This is a genomic window from Pseudomonas pisciculturae (genome assembly GCF_015461805.1).
In the GTDB taxonomy this organism is placed as follows: domain Bacteria; phylum Pseudomonadota; class Gammaproteobacteria; order Pseudomonadales; family Pseudomonadaceae; genus Aquipseudomonas; species Aquipseudomonas pisciculturae.
Window position 1 is genome coordinate 90,804 of sequence record NZ_JACVZE010000012.1, and the last position, 18,108, is coordinate 108,911.

Annotated in this window: 13 protein-coding genes and 1 pseudogene; 7 read left to right on the forward strand and 7 right to left on the reverse strand. The window is 61.0% G+C overall.

The annotated features are described in order from the left end of the window. Positions 1-91 precede the first annotated feature (91 nt). Genes ICY20_RS26235 through ICY20_RS26245 form a run of 3 tightly spaced genes read left to right on the forward strand, consistent with a single transcriptional unit; the run spans position 92 to position 7,349 of the window. Complete coding sequence (locus ICY20_RS26235; protein ID WP_194939025.1) at positions 92-2,917, forward strand: TonB-dependent receptor; 2,826 nt, start codon at positions 92-94, stop codon at positions 2,915-2,917. Positions 2,918-2,946: 29 nt separating this feature from the next. Next, positions 2,947-5,703, forward strand: coding sequence for an insulinase family protein (locus tag ICY20_RS26240; protein WP_194939026.1), 2,757 nt, complete (start codon positions 2,947-2,949; stop codon positions 5,701-5,703). Beyond that, a complete protein-coding gene (locus ICY20_RS26245; protein WP_194939027.1) occupies positions 5,700-7,349 on the forward strand; it encodes an ABC transporter ATP-binding protein/permease in 1,650 nt (549 codons plus the stop codon). Before ICY20_RS26240 ends, ICY20_RS26245 begins: the two co-directional genes overlap by 4 nt. Before the next feature lie 126 nt (positions 7,350-7,475). Here the strand turns inward: ICY20_RS26245 and ICY20_RS26250 are convergent, their stop codons facing one another. After that, positions 7,476-9,071 carry a L,D-transpeptidase family protein gene (locus ICY20_RS26250; protein WP_194939028.1) on the reverse strand — a complete coding sequence of 532 codons (1,596 nt, stop codon included), beginning with the start codon at positions 9,069-9,071 and terminating at the stop codon, positions 7,476-7,478. A gap of 40 nt (positions 9,072-9,111) precedes the next feature. On the opposite strand from ICY20_RS26250, the gene ICY20_RS26255 reads away from it, so the two are divergent. After that, positions 9,112-9,825: a murein L,D-transpeptidase catalytic domain family protein gene (locus ICY20_RS26255; RefSeq protein WP_159963309.1), complete on the forward strand. Its 714-nt coding sequence runs from the start codon at positions 9,112-9,114 to the stop codon at positions 9,823-9,825. A gap of 29 nt (positions 9,826-9,854) precedes the next feature. Further along, on the forward strand, positions 9,855-10,601 hold the full coding sequence (locus ICY20_RS26260) for a creatininase family protein (protein ID WP_194939029.1): 747 nt from the start codon (positions 9,855-9,857) through the stop codon (positions 10,599-10,601). Between the two features lie 121 nt (positions 10,602-10,722). Here the strand turns inward: ICY20_RS26260 and ICY20_RS26265 are convergent, their stop codons facing one another. Both ICY20_RS26265 and ICY20_RS26270 read right to left on the reverse strand, forming a co-directional pair. Next, complete coding sequence (locus tag ICY20_RS26265; RefSeq protein WP_159963307.1) at positions 10,723-11,064, reverse strand: hypothetical protein; 342 nt, start codon at positions 11,062-11,064, stop codon at positions 10,723-10,725. A gap of 34 nt (positions 11,065-11,098) precedes the next feature. Further along, positions 11,099-11,743, reverse strand: a pseudogene (locus tag ICY20_RS26270) (ATPase). Positions 11,744-11,874: 131 nt separating this feature from the next. Here ICY20_RS26270 and ICY20_RS26275 point away from each other — a divergent pair. Then, complete coding sequence (locus ICY20_RS26275) at positions 11,875-12,120, forward strand: hypothetical protein (protein WP_159963305.1); 246 nt, start codon at positions 11,875-11,877, stop codon at positions 12,118-12,120. Between the two features lie 4 nt (positions 12,121-12,124). Here ICY20_RS26275 and yfcF read toward each other — a convergent pair whose 3' ends face one another. Both yfcF and ICY20_RS26285 read right to left on the reverse strand, forming a co-directional pair. After that, a complete protein-coding gene (yfcF, locus tag ICY20_RS26280; RefSeq protein WP_194939030.1) occupies positions 12,125-12,757 on the reverse strand; it encodes a glutathione transferase in 633 nt (210 codons plus the stop codon). A 96-nt stretch (positions 12,758-12,853) separates the two neighbouring features. Continuing rightward, positions 12,854-13,390: a DUF924 family protein gene (locus tag ICY20_RS26285; protein ID WP_194939031.1), complete on the reverse strand. Its 537-nt coding sequence runs from the start codon at positions 13,388-13,390 to the stop codon at positions 12,854-12,856. A gap of 165 nt (positions 13,391-13,555) precedes the next feature. Here ICY20_RS26285 and ICY20_RS26290 point away from each other — a divergent pair, with 165 nt between their 5' ends. Continuing rightward, positions 13,556-14,710, forward strand: a complete 1,155-nt coding sequence (locus tag ICY20_RS26290; RefSeq protein ID WP_194939032.1) for a DUF1624 domain-containing protein — start codon at positions 13,556-13,558, stop codon at positions 14,708-14,710. Between the two features lie 130 nt (positions 14,711-14,840). Here the strand turns inward: ICY20_RS26290 and metE are convergent, their stop codons facing one another. Both metE and ICY20_RS26300 read right to left on the reverse strand, forming a co-directional pair. Next, entirely contained in the window at positions 14,841-17,129 is a 2,289-nt protein-coding gene (gene metE, locus ICY20_RS26295; protein WP_194939033.1) for a 5-methyltetrahydropteroyltriglutamate--homocysteine S-methyltransferase, read from the reverse strand. 98 nt (positions 17,130-17,227) lie between these two features. Continuing rightward, positions 17,228-17,830, reverse strand: a complete 603-nt coding sequence (locus ICY20_RS26300; RefSeq protein ID WP_159962763.1) for a LysE family translocator — start codon at positions 17,828-17,830, stop codon at positions 17,228-17,230. Positions 17,831-18,108 lie beyond the last annotated feature (278 nt).

Here is an 18,108-nt window from a genome sequence, read left to right on the forward strand (position 1 = left end):
CTGTCCCGTCTTCTGTCCCGCGCGCAGCAATTGAGATTTATTCGTATTCATTTGACTGGCCGGTCTCTTGATCGGCGCGGGGACTTTTTGCATGACTCACACCTTTCACCGCTTGCCTGGGCAGCGCGGCCCGTGGCCGCTGCGTCTAAAAAAAAGCGCGGGCGCCGGCTTGCTCGGCCTTTGCTGCGCATTGGCCGTGGTGCCCCAGGCGTTTTCGCAACCTCAGGCGACAGCCAGCTCAATGCGCGGCTTCAACATCCCGGCCCAATCGCTGGCCGGCGCATTGATTGCCTTTGGTCAGCAGAGCGGCCAGCAGATCAGCGTCGACCCGCAACTGCTCAAGGGTGTGAATTCGCCAGGCGTGAACGGTGACATGAGCAACGACGCCGCCCTCGCCTACTTGCTGCAAGGCACCGGTATCGGCTGGGCTTATGACAGCGACACGCTGGTATTCCATCGCCTGCCAGCCAGCGCTGCCGGTGAAACGTTGATGCTCGACAGCACCGTGGTGCTGGGCTTCACCCCGGAAAACTCGTTCCAGGGCGCCACGGTAATCGATCACAAGGCGATTCAAGCATTCCCCGGCGCCAACGGTGACATCACCACCCTGCTGCAAATGCACCCCAGCGTGCAGTTCAGCGGCTCGCAGCAAAAGTCCAACGCACCCGGCGAAATCGACCCGGCCGATATCAGCATCAACGGCGCCAAGTTCTACCAGAACAACTTCATGATCGACGGCATCTCGATCAACAACGACCTCGACCCCGGCGCCCACGGCTATGGCGAAACGCGCCAGTTCGATGCCGCCCCCAGCCGCTCCCACGGCATCGCCCTGGACGCCGACCTGCTGGAAGAAGTAAAGGTCTACGACAGCAACGTACCAGCCGAATACGGGGGGTTCAACGGCGGCGTGGTCGATGCAATCACGCGGCGCCCCACTCAGGACCTGCACGGCAAGCTGTCGTATTCGATGAGCCGTTCGGCGTGGACCAAATACCACATCACCGAGAAAGACCAGGCCAACTTCGACAATGCCTCCAACGAGCAGTACCAGCCCGAGTTCGAAAAGACCACCCTGCGCGGCCGGCTGGAAGGCCACCTGACCGAGGACTTCGGCGCGATGCTGAGCTTCTCGCAGAAGCGCTCGGTGATCCCCTTGAACAAGTACGAGGGCGGCTATACCAGCGAGAACGGTGACAACCGCGAAGACCAGACGCGCCAGCTCGATAACTACATGCTCAACACCTACTGGAACGTCAACGACCGTCTCAGCCTCGACACTACCTTTATCAAGGCGCCCCAGGAAAACACCTACTTTCGCGAAAACTACAAGAACTCCAACTTCACCAACATCAACGGTGGCTGGCAGGGTTCGCTCAAAGCCGTATGGGAAGGCGACTCGGCGCGCTGGACCCACACCCTGGCGCTGACCGACGTCAACAGCTCACGCGAGGCGGAGTCTGACAACGCCATCGCCTGGTATTACTCCAGCGTGAAGAACTGGGGCCGCCCTACCAGCGCGACCTCCCGCAGTGGCGAAGGCTCCTACGGCAGCCTCGATCAGACCCAGCGCGGTATCAACTACCGGCTCAAGACCGACTGGCAGTCATTCAACTGGGGCGGCGCCGAACACGCGCTCGTCAGCGGTATGGAGCTGACGCGCACGCAAGCTACCTGGGAACGCGCCACCGAGGCCACCTCGGCCAATATCACACGACGCGATGACGGAGTGAGTTGCATCAACGACGACCCGCTGTGCTCTGTGGGCCTGCTGATCAACGGCAACACCCGCCAGTGGGCCAACGCCCGTAACGTCTACGGCGCCGGCAAACTGGACATGGTGGAAAACAAGTACGCGTTTTACATCCAGGACACGATGCAGATTGGCAAACTGGGTCTGCGTCCAGGCCTGCGCCTGGAAGGCGACGACTACATGAAGCAGCAAAACCTGGCGCCGCGCTTCTCAGGTGACTACGACTTCTTCGGCGATCGCAGCACGGTAATGGTGTTTGGTTTGAACCGTTACTACGGACGCAACCTGTTCAAATACCGCCTGGCCGATGGTCGCCAGGGCTTCAACACCCGCTATACCCGCACCACCCAAGGCGGCGCCTGGACGGCGATAAAGACCGAAAACCTGAACAAGTTCAGCGACCTCAAAGTGCCCTACGACGACGAACTGACCCTGGGGCTGGATCAAGTCTGGCTCGACAGCGACTTTCGCCTCAAATACGTACACCGCGAGGGCAAGGACAAGATCGGCAGGGCCTCGTCCCGCGTGCTCGGGCTGGGCCCGGAGGCTGGCTTCGACAGCATCTACTACACCTACACCAACAAGGCTTCCAGCGAGAGCGATAACATCACGCTGAGCATCACCCCCAAGCATGAATTTCGCTGGCAAAACACGCGCACCAGCCTGCAGGCGGCGTTTGATTGGTCGCGCACCAAGGACGCTTACGGCACCTACGAGTCAGGCATCACCGCCGACCAATACGCCAACGAAGACGTGATGTACGACGGCAAGCAGATCGCCTACAGCGAATTGCCGGCCAGCGACTTCAACCGGCCATGGACCGCGCGACTGACCGCCATCACCGAAATCCCGCAGTGGAACCTGACGATCAGCAACTTCCTGCGTTACCGCGGGGCCTATGAGCAAATCGTCAGCACCGACGACATCGTCACCGTCAATGGCGAAGACCTTGCGGTCTATGAGGCCGCCAAGGTCAAGGCCGCCCCCACCTGGGACATGCGCATCGATTGGGAGATTCCCACCGGCAAGGACCAGGCGCTGTTCGCCGCCGTGGACATCACCAACGTCACTGACCAGGTCAACGAAATCGTCGGCAGTGGCAGCTCCACCGTCACCTATGAAGTCGGCCGCCAATACTGGCTGGAAGTCGGTTACCGCTTCTAACTCATCCCCCGTTTAGCCTGGATACCCTGATGAACAAGATTCTTGCTGGCCTGCTCGGCCCGCTGCTGCTGTGCGCCTGCGCATCGCCCGTGACCGAGACGCCGCTGCCCTGGGCACCGCACGTGGTGCGCGGGCAATTGGCCAATGGCCTGGAATATCGCTTGGTGCGCGACAGCAGCCAGGCCGGGCGCCTGGACCTGCGCCTGACCGTGCGCGCCGGCTCCGTGGACGAAGACGACGATCAAGTCGGCGTGGCCCATATGCTCGAACACCTGACCTTTCGCAGCCGCGCAGGCCAGGCCACCGACCTGCGCGCACAGATGACCGCACTCGGCTGGGTGCAGGGCCGCAACTTCAACGCCGTGACGAGCTACGACCGCACCCAATACCTGCTCAGCCCCATGGCCGGCAGCACACAAACCCCGTTGGCCCTGGAAAAGCTCGCGCAACTCGTGTTTGCCGGCGACTACACCGCCCTCGACCTTGAGCGCGAACGCCCTATCGTGATCGAAGAATGGCGCGGCGGCCTGGGGGTGGCGCAACGCATGAATGATCAGCGCGCGGCGACTCAGCGCGTGGGCTCGCGCTACCCGCAGCACCGCACCATCGGCAACGAAGCCGCGATTCGGACCGCTTCCCTCAGTACCTTGCAGCGTTTTCAACAGCGCTGGTATGTGCCGAACAACATGATCCTGTCGGTGGTCGGCGACTTCGACCCGCAACAGCTCACACAACAGATTTCACAGGCATTCGGCGGCCCCGTGGCGCAGGAACTGCCCGAGCGTGATCACCTTGAGTTGCCCCTCGACAACCGCCTGAAAATCTTCCGCCTGCAAGACCCGCAAACCGGCAGCAACCAAGTGTCGCTGCTGTTTCGCCTGCATGAGCCGCTCAGCCGTGGCTCCACCGCCCAAGCCGCCCGCGAGCGGCTGATCGACCGCATGACCCTGGCCGCGCTGTTGACCCAACTACGCCTGCAACCGCTGCAACCCGGCGTGCGCAGCCTTACCGCACAAAAAACCCTCATTGGCGAACAATCGAGCGTATTGGGTGTGGCTGCCAGCGTCGAAGGCGACCATCACGACGAAGCCTTGAAGCAAGTACTGACCGAGCTTGAACGCCTGCGCCAACACGGCCTCACCGCCCAGGACCTGGCGCGCGAACAGGCCAAGATCGGCCAGTTGGCTGACGGTATGCTGGCCAAGGATGAGTCACGCACGTTCGAGCAATGGGTAACGTCGCTTAACGACGCCGCCGTGCAGAACCGCACCGTGGTAGCACCGCATCAGATCGCCCGACGTACGTTGCAGGCCCTGGACAGCATCGACGTTGCCGCCCTCAATGCACGACTCAAGCGCTGGCTCGACAGCCCCGACCAGGTGCTGCAGTTCACCGCGCCGGGCAGCCGCGCTGTGCGTTTGCCGACGGTGCCCGAAGTACAGCAACTGCGCGCCGCCATCGCCCAGACTTCACTGGCGTCACCGGCAACCGCAGCGCCGGTAGAGCCGCCGAGCGTCACGTTCACGCCCCCGCCTGCCGCACAGCCAGGCAAGGTGCTGGGCAAACGCAGCTTCGCGGCGGAACACGTCGAGCACTGGAAGCTGGGCAACGGAGACCGCCTGGTATGGCTGCGCCGTAATGCCGAAGACGGCAAGTGGCGCCTGCAAGCAGACTCCGCCGCAGGCTTCAACCGCAGCGACGTGCCCGCCTGGCGCGTGCAGATGGCCGCGCAACTGGGTAACGAAGGGGGTGCCGAAGGTCTGGCGGCATGGCGCAAAACCCACGACGCAACCTTCAACCTCGAACACAGCGCCACGCGCCTGCAACTGAGCGCCAGCAGCCAGCCGTCTCTCAGTGCCTTGACGACACTGATGCAAAGCTACCGCCAGAACCAGGTCGGCGCGGTTATCGACGATGCATTGTTCAGCGAAGCCCGGGAGGATTTGCTGTCACGGGCAAGCACTCGTCCAGATGCCATTGCAACTGCCCGACGTCACGTACGCTACGGTGCCGACACTTGGCAGAACCCCGACCCGCAAGCACTGGAGCCACTGAAGTCGAGCACCCTGACCGAGGACTGGCAGCAACTGGTCAACGCCCCGGTCACCTTCTACCTGATGGCGGATATCGATCCGGCGCAACTGGAGACGCTGGTGCGTGAACAGTTGGCCAATATCCCGCGTGGCGCTGCTCAGCCTACCCGCCCCGCCCTGCAACAGCCCGGTCAACGCCGCGCCGACATTGCCGTCGCCCTGGAGCCACGGGTAGTACTGGAAGCCAGCAGTTTCAGTGAACAACGCTGGTCTCCCGAAGCCGCTGCCCGTGTCGCCGCCCTGCGTGAACTGGCCAACCAGAAACTTAAACAACGCCTGCGTGGCGAGGCCTCCGGTGTGTATCGCCTGCGGTTTGACAGCGAACTGAACCCGGACACCCAGCGCATCGAAAGCCAACTGAGCTTCACCTGCGACCCGCAGCGTGCCGACGAGTTGTGGGCCATGGCCCAACAGACCCTCGCGCAGTTGGGCGATTCAGTGGATGCCCAATGGGTCGCCAGCGCACGCAACGAACTGCGCCGCCAGGAACAAAAGCGCCGCACCGACCCCGCCACCCAATGGCGCCGCCTGTTACTCAGTGAACGCCAATGGCAAGACCCACGCTACCTGAGTAGCCAGACCCGACTGCCAGAGGGTATGCGCATCGAGTCGCTCAAACCCTTGGCAGGCCAGATATTCCCGGTGGCTAACCAGGTGCTGCTGCGCGTATTGCCCAAGGCGGATGCCCAGTGAAAAGCCTGCGTACCTTCTACCGCCTGGCCGCGCCGTTCTGGCGCCAGGGCTCGCAATGGCTGGGCTGGTTGATGCTCGCGGGCATCATTGGCATGGGCCTGTTGATCGTGCAGATCAACGTGTTGATCAATGCCTGGAGCAAGACCTTCTACGACACCCTCGGTGAGTTCGACACCAGCGCCTTATATGCGCTGATGGGGCGCTACGTGCTGTACCTGGGGGCCTATGTGGTGATCGTGGTCGCATTGGACTGGGTGCGCAAAGCCTTGGTGCTGCGTTGGCGCCAAGCGATGACCGAGCACTTTACCCACGCGTGGCTGGCAGACCAGGCGTTCTATCGCCTGGGCCTGGCGGGCGAGCCCGACAACCCCGACCAGCGCATTGCCGAAGACGTGAACATCGTTGCCGACCTGAGCGTGGAGTTGGTGGCCTCGTTCATCATCAACATGGCTCAGGTGGGCGCATTCATGAGCATCCTGTGGCAATTGTCCGGGGTGCAGACGTTCAGTCTCGGTGGCTACAGCATCACGCTGTCGGGCTACCTGGTGTGGATCGTGCTGCTCTACAGCCTGGCCGGCAGCCTGATCACTCATTGGGTCGGCCGCCCGTTGCACCGCTTGAATGTAGACCGCCAGCACGTTGAGGCGGACTTTCGCGCCAGCCTCTTGCGCAAACGCGAGCACGCGGAACAAATCGCCCTGTACCGGGGCGAAGGGGTGGAACGCCAGCACTTGGCCGAGCGCTTCCAGGCAATTGCCCGCAACTGGCGCCAGTTGATGGGCCGCGAGCGCAACCTCAGTTTGTTCACCGTCAGCTATGAACGGGCGAGCCTGATCGTCCCGGTGTTCGCCGCCCTGCCCGCGTTTTTGGCCAAGACCATCACGCTGGGCGGCTTGATGCAAATCCGTAACGCCTTCAGTGCAGTGCACGGTTCACTGAGCTGGTTTATCAAGCTGTACCCCAAGCTGATGCACTGGAGTTCGGCGGTGGAGCGGCTGGGGCAGTTCGAGCAGGCCATCGCCGCGAGCCGTTGCCAGGCCAAAGCCCCGGTGATCGGCGACTGCCTGTGCATCAATGGCCTGGACGTCTTGCGCCCGGACGCGGGGGTACTGCTGGGGGATGTGTCGGTGCAAGTGGCCCAAGGCGAATGGCTGTTGATTGCCGGACGCAGTGGCATCGGCAAATCGACCTTGCTGCGCACGCTGCAAGGTATCTGGCCGTACTGTCGCGGTGGCTGGCAACTGCCGCCGGGGCGCAGCCTGTTACTGCCGCAGAAGCCCTATTTGCCGAGCATACCGTTGCGTAACTTGTTGGCGTATCCGGCGGTTGAGGTGCCGAGTGCGGTGCGGTTGTTGGCGGTGTTGCAGCAGGTGGGGTTGGCGGCCCTGGTGCGACGCCTGGATGAGCAGGTGGAATGGTCGCGGGAATTGTCCGGCGGTGAGCAGCAGCGCATCGGCGTGGCGCGGGCGTTGTTGTATGCGCCGGATACCTTGTATCTGGATGAGGCGACGAATCAATTGGATGAGGTGAGTGCGCGGGCATTGCTGGTGTTGGTACGTGAGGAGTTGCCGAACTGCACGGTGATCGGCATCAGCCATCAGGCGGCCTTGGCAGCACTGTTTGACCGAACCTGGTCTCCAAAATAACGGTTCAACTCGGTCAAATGTGGGAGCTGGCTTGTCCCCGATAGCGGTGTATCAGTCACTGATGTTCTGACTGATCCACCGCTATCGGGGGCAAGCCCCCTCCCACATTTTTGACCCGATTCAGACTTATAGAACGCTGCCCATGGCTTTCATGAGCACCAAATCCCGCCCATAAATATCCGGCGCATACACCAACCCACCCTGGCGGTCGACCTCCACCGTCCAATAACTCAACAGCACCGGCACCGGCGTAGCCAACCTGAATTCATGGGTCACACCGGTGGCCAGAAGCTCATCGGTGCGCGCCCGCTCGGCCGGGCTCACCAGCAGGTCGCGCAGCAGCAACGGCTGCTCAACCCTCACACACCCCGAACTGAACGCCCGCGGCCCCTTGGTAAACAATGGCTGGCTCGGCGTGTCATGCAAGTACACCGAATACGGGTTGGGAAAGCGCATCACAATCTTGCCCAGCGGGTTGCGCGGGCCGGCCTCCTGGCGCAGCAGGATATTGCCAGGGCGCGCCCAATCGATTTGCTCGGGGGCCAACGGGTGGCCTTCGGCATCGAGTACTTGCAGGTTTTGCTGGCGCAAGTATTCGGGATTAAGGCGGATCGCCGGGAGTTTGTCCTCGCGCATGATGGTCGGCGGGATGGTCCACGTGGGGTTAAGGGTCAGCCGGGTGATGCGTGACTTGAGCAACGGCGTCTGGCGCTCGGCGCGGCCGACTTGCAGGCGGGTTTGCCACACCGGTATGCCGCTCTGGTACACGCTCAGTTGCGCGGCCGCGACGTTGACCAGCACGCCTTCGGGCTCCAGGTCCTGGGCCAGCCAACGGAAGCGTTCAAGGTTGATGCGCAATTGTTCGCGGCGGATCGCCGGGCTGATGTTCAGCTCGGCCACGGTGCCGGCACCGATCACGCCGTCGGCCTGCAACGAGTGGCTCAGCTGGAACACCTTGACGGCCTTGACGAGCTCGTCGCGGTATTGCTTGCCGCTGGGCACAGTGGCCAGGTAACCGCCACTGACCAGGCGCCGCGCCAATTCAGGTACACGGGGGTCTTCCATGCCGGGGCGCAATAGCGGGCCAGCGGTGACCGGGTCCCAGTGGGGCAACGGCTGCCGGCGTACGGTGGAATAGGCATTGCGCAGGCTGCGGTAAAGATCGGCGCTGGGGCGTGCCTGGTCGAACGCTTGGGCCATGTCTTGTAGGCCGGTGGCGGCGAACGCCAGCACCTCGATGTTAGGGTCGCGTGCTGGCGGCTGGGAATGCCACAGCGGCTCGAAGCGCGACTGTTGCAGGCGCCCGTAGTGCAGGTCCTGTAGCGCTTGCAGGTACTGGCGGCTGACGTCGATATCGCTGCACAGCACGTTGGCCGTGGCGTCTGACGCAGGCAGGCTATAGTGGGTGGGGTCCAGGCCGTCGTCGGCGAGCATCTGTACCTGGGTGTGCAAATCCTGGCGCCGATCTTCGGCAGACCATAGCGGCGCATTACCCTGCTGCTGGTAAAAGGCTTGCAAGCGCAGTTGCGCGGTGGCGTCGATGTGCGGCGCCAAGTGGGGACAAACGCTGGGCAGTTGGGCCAAAGCCTGTTGCACGGGCGCCAAATCCACGGGCGCCGGTGTCGTCACCGGCAAGGGCTCAACGGGTAGCTCGTCGGCTGTCGCGACCAGTGGTGCAACGAGCAGGCAAATGCTCAAGTAACATGCGTGTTTTTTGAACACTTGGCTTAACTCCAATCCGCAGCGGGGGGATGTACTGCAGATGCTGACTTTTTTGTGCCGGCTTGGCCTGGCTACCATGACTCTGGCGTTATTGAGCAATTCTGCGCTCGCCGCCAATGGCAACCCTCCTTCCTTGTATAGCAGCCTGGCGCGCTCTGCTCCAGAACTCAATCCCACTGTACTCAAAAGCGCCCTGAGCGCGGTGCAGTGTGCGGTCAGTAATGGCGAAGAACGTTCCGACCGCCTGGCGGTGATTGACTATTCCCAGCCTTCGACCGCCCGTCGGCTGTGGATCTTCGACCTGCGCAAGAAAACCCTGGTACTGCGTGACCTGGTGGCTCACGGCGCCAAGTCCGGGGAAAACTTCGCCACCGAGTTCTCCAACCGCGAAGGCAGCCACCAGTCCAGCCTGGGCCTGTTCCGCACCCAGGAAAGTTACTTGGGCACCCACGGTTACTCCCTGCGCATGGATGGCCTGGAGCCGGGTTTCAACGACCAGGCCCGCGACCGCGCCATCGTGATCCACGCCGCCGACTACGTGAGCCCCCTGTGGAGCAAGCGCGAAGGCCGTATCGGCCGCAGCCAGGGTTGCCCGGCCGTGCGTCCGCAAGTGGCGCGCCAGGTGGTCGATAAGCTCAAGGACGGGCAATTCATGTTTTCGTGGTACCCCGACCAGCGCTGGTTGAAGTCCTCGACGTACCTCAATTGCAAACCCCAACAGGTGGCGAGTAGTCGTACAATCCGTGGCGGATAGCCTGTCCCCATAGATTAAGAGAACCTCCCATGCTTCTACACACGTCCACCTGGATCGAGATCGGGCAGTTTCTGGAACGCAGCCGCACGGTGGTGATTCCCATTGGTTCCAACGAACAGCACGGCCCTACCGGCCTCTTGGGCACCGACTGGATGTGCCCGGAAATCATTGCGCACGAGGCGCAGAAAAACGCTGACATTCTGATCGGCCCGACCTTCAATATCGGCATGGCCCAGCATCACCTGGGCTTTCCCGGCACCATTTCCCTGCGTCCTTCCACCTTTATCGCCGCGATTGGCGACTGGGTGCGCTCGCTGGCCGGGCATGGTTTTGACAAGATCCTGTTTCTCAACGGCCATGGCGGCAATATCGCGACGATTGAAGCGGCGTTTTCCGAGCTGTACGCCGAAGCCAGTTTCGCCCGCCGCCCGGCTGGGTTCGCCTTGAAGCTGGTGAACTGGTGGGATTTGGAAGGCGTCAACGACCTGGCTCACCAGCAATTTCCCGTGGGCCATGGCAGCCATGCCACGCCGTCGGAGATTGCGGTGACGCAGTGGGCGTATCCGGATTCGATCAAGACCGCCGAGTACTCACCGCAGATCGCCAATACCGGGCCGATCCGTGAAGCACTGGATTTCCGTGCACGCTTCCCCGACGGGCGCATGGGCTCGGACCCGGCGTTGGCGACGGTGGAGAAAGGTGGGGCGTTGGTGAAGTTGGCGGCGCAGGGGTTGGTCAAAACGGTCAATGCTTTCAGCAACGAAGCCAAACCCTAGGCCGTATACAGGTCAAAATGTGGGAGGGGGCTTGCCCCCGATGGCAGTGGATCAGTCAGAGCATCTGTGACTGTCACACCGCTATCGGGGGCAAGCCCCCTCCCACATTTAGCCTCGTGTGTTACTTACATTCTTGTGCTGCCAGTTCCAGCCGCGACGGCGTGAGCGCAGACGCCAGCGGCTTGCGCTCATACAAAAACACCTTGCCGCCCTCCTGAGCCTTGTAGGCCTCCAGCACATCATCGGCCGCGATCTTGCTGGTCAGCACCACTTTGGCGTGACGCGAGTTCTGGGTCACGGTCGACGTGATCCCGTGTTTTTCCAGCTTGCCCACCACACACTGCGCATAAGCCTCAGGGGCTTTTGTGGTTTGCAGGGTCAGGGTAGGAACGTTAGGGGAAGACACACAACCGGCCAGCCACAGGGAAGCAAAGGCCAGGGCCGGTACAAAAAAAGAACGCATGAAGAAATCCTGAAGATAAAGATAAAAGTTCACATCAACCCGCACGCACCAAGGCTTTGAGCGACACATCAAACTGCTTCAAGGCATCGCGCTGCACATCACGCTGCTGCTCGATCTGCGCGGCAATTTCCGGCGCGGCCTTGTCGTGTACCCACACCGACGGCACTTGCTTGTGCACTGAGCCCTCGGCCTTGGCGATGTATTGCAGGTTCGCATCGTAGAACCGCGCAATAAAACGCGCCTCGACCACATCGTTACGCTGGGTCAGCAGTTGGTTATGGGTGTCGAGCATCACCACCACATCGGGGTGAGCCTGCACCAGGGCGTCCAGGTTGTCGTAGACCGTGACCGACAAAAAGGTGCCTTGCAGCGAACTCATCAACCAATCAATGGCCAGTTCCGGGTCGGAACTGCTGACGAACGCCTGGCGGATGCGCTCGTCGAGAGCGTCCTTGGCGCCGTTCAAGGCCATGTCGTGGTAGCGTTAAAGGTAACTGAGGTTGTCGCGGGTATTATCGCTCAACAACACACCCACTGACTGCGCATGCTGCAGGGAGTCTACGCTAGCGCCAATCGGTAGCAAATGGCTACTATGCAATTCATCCGCGATTGCGCCGTTATTGATGACGACAGTGCCCAGCATCAGGGCCATTAAAGCGAATTGGATAATCGTCTTCATCGCGCATTTCCTTGAGCTGCGTTTCGATGAAGCAATTTTGCGCTTTTCCCGAAAAAACAGAACTTGCGATCCGTGATGGTGACTATTATCTGAACCGATAGTGCACCCATAAAATCTATAAGGACCTCGCTATGAAGCCCCACCAGAAAACCTTCGACCGCATCCGCGAAGCTGTCTTGCCGGAGTTTCGCGAGCGGGTCGCCGACTACCTGGTCGACTATGAAAACGTGCTGCAAGACGCAACGGCCGACGCCGACCAAACTCTCGCCAACGCCCAGCAATTGCGCGGTTACCTGCGTGGTTTGAACACCACGCGGGTACTGGGCATGGCCGATTGGGAAGACCTGGACCGCCGCGTGGCCCAGGAATGGCTGTAAACCTTTAGAGTGTTGGCCTCGTCAGGTTGACCCACGCCTGCACCGACGGCCGTTGCCATTGGCGCTGCGCGTAGGCCACCAACTCGGCGGGTACGCTGTCACCGTTGAGGATCAGGCGATTGAGCATCACCGCCAGGTCCACATCCGCAATCGACCACTCACCGAACAGGTAAGCCGGGTTACCCACCAACAAGGCCTGCGCCGCACTGATCAACTTGGCAGCGGCCACTTCGGCCTCGGTCGACAGTGGCGGCCTCTTCTGCCCGTAGAACACCACCAGCGTCGAACGCTCCTGACGAATCGCCAGCAAGTCGCTGCGCAGCCAGGCCTGCACCTGCCGTGCCCTCGCCCGCTGCCGGGGCTCGGTCGGATAGATCGGCGTATCGGGGTAACGCTCTTCCAGGTACTCAGTGATCGCCGACGACTCCGACAGCGCAAAGTCGCCCTCCTCCAGCGTGGGCACGCGCCGGGTCAGGGACAGCGTGGCGAAGCCTGCCGTCTGGTTTTGCGCGGCATCGAGGTCCAAGGTCACGGTATCGAAGGCCAGGCCCTTTTCCCGCAGGGCCACAAACACCGACATGGCATACGGGCTGGTGAACTGGGCATCGACGTACAGGCGCAACGCGGGTGTGTTCATGGCGGGTCTCCTTGAGTGAAAGCCCACGCTACGAGATCGGCGGCGGGAAAGACAATGGCGGGTTTTTATAGGGGCATTCCCCTTGGGAATAGTGACTTAACCGGCAAACCCACCCGCATTGAGAAACGCATATTCCGCCCCGGTACTGACACGGGCCAACACCTCATTACGATGGGGAAAACGCCCGAAACGCTCGATGATGTCTGCGTGTTCCTTGGCCCAGTGGTAGGTGTTGGCGTCCAATTGCTGATTGAGGGCAAGGGAGCGCTGTTGGTCTGCCGGGTCTTCCGAATGTTCGAACGGCAGATAACAGAATGCACGCAAGGCCGGTTCGACCAATGAGTCCAGCCCGGCATCCACCATGCGCGCGGCATATAGCCGTGCCAGCGGGTCAGTGGCAAACATATGGGCGGTGCCGCGAAAGGCATTGCGTGGGTATTGATCGAGCAGGATCAACAGGGCCAGGGCACCCTCTGGCGAGTCGAGCCAATGTTCCAGCTCACGGCGGGCGGCTTGGAGGTGGGTGGTGTAGAAGGTGTCGCGAAAGCTCGCGTCAAAGGCCTCGTCTTTTGCGAACCAGCGTTTGGGGCCAGCGGTTTGCCAGAAGGTGATGACAGCGTTTGGGGTAGTCATGGTGATGGCCTGTGAAAGCGATTTTGCTGAAGTTACCAGAATCGAGCATACGACGAGCCCCCCCTTGTGGGAGCTGGCTTGCCATCTACACAACGAATCGCGGCAACGTGCAGATTAATGTTATACGATAACACTCCTTTTTCGCCCTGCCCTGTGATCATGCCCATGACCGATGCTGTTCCTTTGCGCCAACGCCTGCTCTCCATCGATGCCCTGCGTGGCTTGGTGATTCTGTTTATGTTGCTGGACCACGTGCGCGAGACCTTCCTGCTGCACCGCCAGGTCAGCGACCCCATGACCATCGACAGCACCGAGCCTGCGCTGTTTATCAGCCGTACCCTCGCCCACCTGTGCGCACCGGTCTTTGTATTACTCACGGGTTTATCCGCCTGGTTGTACGGCCAGAAATACCAGGGCCGACGCGACGTGTCGGCCTTCCTGTTCAAGCGCGGGCTGTTCCTGGTGGTGCTGGAATTCACCCTGGTCAACTTCGCCTGGACCTTCCAACTGCCGCCCAGCGTGATCTACATGCAGGTGATCTGGGCCATTGGCGTGAGCATGCTCGCCCTGGCCGCGCTGGTGTGGTTGCCGCGCCCGCTGTTGATCGGCTTGGCGATTGTGATCATTGGCGGGCACAACCTGTTGGATGGCCTGCACTTCGCACCGGGCTCGGCTGCTCAAAACCTGTGGGCGATTTTGCATGAACGTAGCTGGATCGACGTAAGCGACACCCTGCGCCTGCGCGTTACCTACCCGGTGCTGCCGTGGATCGGCGTGATTGCCCTGGGTTATGGCCTGGGGCCGTGGTTTGCCAATGGCATGCCGTCGGCGCTGCGTCAGCGTTATCTGCTGCTGGCGGGAGTGGGGGCGCTTGTGGGGTTTGGCCTATTGCGTGCGCTTAATGGCTATGGTGAGAAGCCTTGGCAGAGCTATGACAGCGGCGTGCAGACGTTGATGAGTTTTTTCAACGTGACCAAGTACCCGCCTTCGCTGTTGTTTTTGGCGCTGACACTGGGGATTGGGTTGCTGCTGTTGCTGGCGTTTGAACGTGCGGGGCACAAGCGTTGGGTTGCAGTGCTGGCCACGTTCGGGGCGGCGCCGATGTTCTTCTACCTGCTGCACCTGTATGTGCTGAAAGTGCTGTATGTGGCGTGCTTGGCGGTGTTTGGCCTGAACCATGGCAACTACTTTGGTTTTGACAGCATTGGCGCGGTGTGGCTGGTGGCGCTGTTGTTGCCGTTGGCGTTGTACGTGCCGGTGCGTTGGTTTGCGGGGCTGAAAGCTCGGCGCCGCGACCTGGCCTGGCTCAAATACCTCTGACCCAACGCAGGCCAAAATGTGGGAGGGGGCTTGCTCCCGATGGCAGTGGGTCAGCTACAGATAAGCTGACTGATCCACCGCCATCGGGAGCAAGCCCCCTCCCACATTTGAACCGTGCAAGACCTTGGAATCAGGCCAGTTCGGTACGAAGTTGGCGAGCGGCCGCAACCATGTGAATCAGCGCCGCCTCCGTCTCCGGCCAACCCCGCGTTTTCAAACCGCAATCCGGGTTCACCCACAACCGCTCGGCCGGAATCCGCTTGGCCGCTTTGCGCAGCAAGTTCGCCATCTCTGAAGCCTCCGGCACCCGTGGCGAGTGGATGTCATAAACACCCGGCCCGATTTCATTCGGGTAAGCGAAGGCTTCAAAGGCCTCCAGCAACTCCATATCCGAACGTGATGTCTCGATGGTGATCACATCGGCATCCATCGCCGCAATGCTCTCGATCACATCGTTGAACTCGCTGTAGCACATGTGGGTGTGGATCTGGGTTTCATCACGCACGCCGCTGGCGCACAGGCGAAACACCTCGGTGGCCCAATCCAGATAGTGCTGCCACTGCGCCTGACGCAACGGCAAGCCTTCACGGAACGCGGCTTCGTCGATCTGCACGATCTTGATACCCGCCGCTTCCAGGTCAACGACTTCATCACGAATGGCCAGCGCCAACTGCCGCGCCTGCACTTCGCGACTCACGTCTTCACGCGGGAACGACCACATCAGCATGGTCACAGGGCCGGTCAGCATGCCCTTCATCACCTTGCAGGTGAGGCCTTGGGCGTAGCGGATCCACTCCACGGTCATCGCCTTTGGGCGGCTCAGGTCGCCAACAATTACCGCCGGTTTCACGCAGCGCGAACCGTAGCTCTGCACCCAGCCAAAGCGCGTGAATACGTAGCCATCCAACTGCTCGGCGAAATATTCGACCATGTCGTTACGCTCGGCTTCACCGTGCACCAGTACGTCCAGGCCAAGATTCTCCTGCACCTCGACGGCGTGCTTGATCTCGCTGTGCATCGCTTCAACGTATTCGGCTTCACTCAACTTGCCGGCCTTGTACGACTGGCGCGCCAGGCGAATCGACGCGGTCTGCGGGAATGAACCAATAGTGGTGGTCGGGAACAGCGGCAGGTTCAGGCCGGCGCGCTGTCTCTCGATACGCTGGGCAAACGGCGATTGGCGCTGGCTGTCCCGGGCGGTAATCGCCGCCACACGGGCTTGTACCGCCGGTTTGTGAATACGCGCAGAGGCAGCACGAGCGGCTTGCACCGCACAGCTCTGTGCCAATGCCGCCAACACGTTTGATGCTTCGGGCGCATTGACCGCTTGGGCCAACACCGCCACTTCAGCACACTTCTGCACGGCGAAGGCCAGCCAGCTTTTCAGCTCGGCATCCAGCTTGTCTTCGCGACCCAGGTCGACCGGGCTGTGCAGCAATGAGCAGGACGGCGCAACCCATAGGCGATCACCGAGTTTTTCATGGGCGTGCTGCAAGGTGGCCAGGGCTTGTTCCAGGTCGCAACGCCAGACGTTACGGCCGTTGACCACGCCCAATGACAGCACCTTATAAGCCGGCAGACGGTCGAGGATGGTCGGGTACTGTTCCGGTGCGCGCACCAGGTCGATATGCAGCCCGTCGACTGGCAGGTTGGCGGCCAGGCCGAGGTTTTCTTCCAGGCCACCGAAGTAGGTCGCCAGCAGTTTTTTCAGCGGGTCACGCTGGATCTGGTTGTAGGCCCGTTCGAAGGCGTTTTTCCACTCTTGGGGCAGGTCCAGCACAAGAATCGGCTCGTCAATCTGCACCCATTCCACGCCCAGGTCGGCCAGTCGTTGGAAAATCTGGCCGTATAGCGGCAGCAATCGATCGAGCAATTCGAGTTTGTCGAAATCGCCGCCCTTGGCCTTGCCCAGCCACAGATAAGTCAACGGGCCGATCACCACCGGCTTGACGTTGTGACCCAGCTCGCGCGCTTCCTGCACTTCTTCGAACAACTGGTCCCAACCCAGGTGAAAGTGCTGGTCGGCGCTGAACTCCGGCACGAGGTAGTGATAGTTGGTGTCGAACCACTTGGTCATTTCCTGGGCGTGGGCACCGCCGCAGCAGCTGTCACTGACGCCGCGGGCCATGCCGAACAGGGTTTGCAGCGTGGCCTGGCCATCAGCCGGGCGGAAACGCTCAGGGACCACGCCGAACATCAGCGAGTGCGTCAGCACCTGGTCGTACCAGGCAAAATCGCCGACCGGCAGCAATTCAATGCCGGCCTGCTTTTGCAGGTCCCAATGCGCCTTGCGCAGGTCACGGCCAACGGCACGCAGGCCGGCCTCGTCGAGCTCGCCCTTCCAAAACGCTTCCTGCGCTTTTTTCAGTTCACGATCGCGTCCAATGCGCGGAAATCCCAGGGAATGAGCGACTGCCATGACTTACAACTCCAAATGTCGTTTTGTATGGCAGCTATTGTCGGCAGGTACTGATAGTGAGACAAACTCATATTATTCTAGATGATCACAAGATCTACTCATGTTGAGATCAGATGCACATAGAACGCGTGAAACATGAAATACGCACACACCGCCAGCGCGATTCCCATGCTGCGGTTGAACAAGGTGAACGCCGATGCCCCGTTGATCCGCCGCCCCAGCACCGCCCCCAGCAATGAGTAAAGCCATGGCGCACCGAACGCACCAAAGGCCAACACCGCCGAGACCGCAGCGATGGACACCCCAGTGATATGCGCCGCCGGCAACATCACACTGGTGATCGGCAACACCGCCATGATCCCCTTGGGGTTGAGCAACTGGATCACCAGGCCGTTCCAGAACGTGAGGGTTTTGGCCGGTGCGCGGGTTTCATCCACCACCGTGCGTGCGGTAAACACCTGGTAAGCCAGATACAGCGTGTACACCCCGCCGATCAACGAGATATACGGCAACGCCGCCTGGGAAATGATCGCCTCGCCGGTGTAGCCGAACACAACGAACAGCAACATCATCGCGCAGCCCACGCCGATGAAAAAGCCGGTGGAGCGGCGGAACTGACCGGTAAGCCCCGCGTTGAGCCCCATGAAATTCACGGGGCCGGGGCTGTACATGACGCTGAAGGCGTAGAGGAAAATGTCCATGGAAGACCTGCATGAGAGAAAGTGCAATGAGTCTACGCAGGCGGTTGGTGGGCAATCTTGTACGTTTGTGGTCGAGACAAATCTCTGTATTGCACGTCATTTTCTGCTCATGTAGTACCTGACTTGAAAGAGCACAGACTGATGCCATAATGCCTCTACCTCTTCAAACTCATATTGATCAGGTCATTTAGCCGCCATAGAGCGCCCCCCGAAAAAGGACTTTCCCGGTGAACATACGCTGCCTGCTATTCCTGCTTGTGCTACTCACAGGTTGTGCG

Bases quoted from the DNA above. Each gene is read 5' to 3' on its own strand.
- ICY20_RS26235 (WP_194939025.1), top strand. From the start codon at position 92: ATGACTCACACCTTTCACCGCTTGCCTGGGCAGCGCGGCCCGTGGCCG.
- ICY20_RS26240 (WP_194939026.1), top strand. From the start codon at position 2,947: ATGAACAAGATTCTTGCTGGCCTGCTCGGCCCGCTGCTGCTGTGCGCC.
- ICY20_RS26255 (WP_159963309.1), top strand. From the start codon at position 9,112: ATGCTGACTTTTTTGTGCCGGCTTGGCCTGGCTACCATGACTCTGGCG.
- ICY20_RS26260 (WP_194939029.1), top strand. From the start codon at position 9,855: ATGCTTCTACACACGTCCACCTGGATCGAGATCGGGCAGTTTCTGGAA.
- ICY20_RS26265 (WP_159963307.1), bottom strand. From the start codon at position 11,064: ATGCGTTCTTTTTTTGTACCGGCCCTGGCCTTTGCTTCCCTGTGGCTG.
- ICY20_RS26275 (WP_159963305.1), top strand. From the start codon at position 11,875: ATGAAGCCCCACCAGAAAACCTTCGACCGCATCCGCGAAGCTGTCTTG.
- yfcF (WP_194939030.1), bottom strand. From the start codon at position 12,757: ATGAACACACCCGCGTTGCGCCTGTACGTCGATGCCCAGTTCACCAGC.
- ICY20_RS26285 (WP_194939031.1), bottom strand. From the start codon at position 13,390: ATGACTACCCCAAACGCTGTCATCACCTTCTGGCAAACCGCTGGCCCC.
- ICY20_RS26290 (WP_194939032.1), top strand. From the start codon at position 13,556: ATGACCGATGCTGTTCCTTTGCGCCAACGCCTGCTCTCCATCGATGCC.
- metE (WP_194939033.1), bottom strand. From the start codon at position 17,129: ATGGCAGTCGCTCATTCCCTGGGATTTCCGCGCATTGGACGCGATCGT.
- ICY20_RS26300 (WP_159962763.1), bottom strand. From the start codon at position 17,830: ATGGACATTTTCCTCTACGCCTTCAGCGTCATGTACAGCCCCGGCCCC.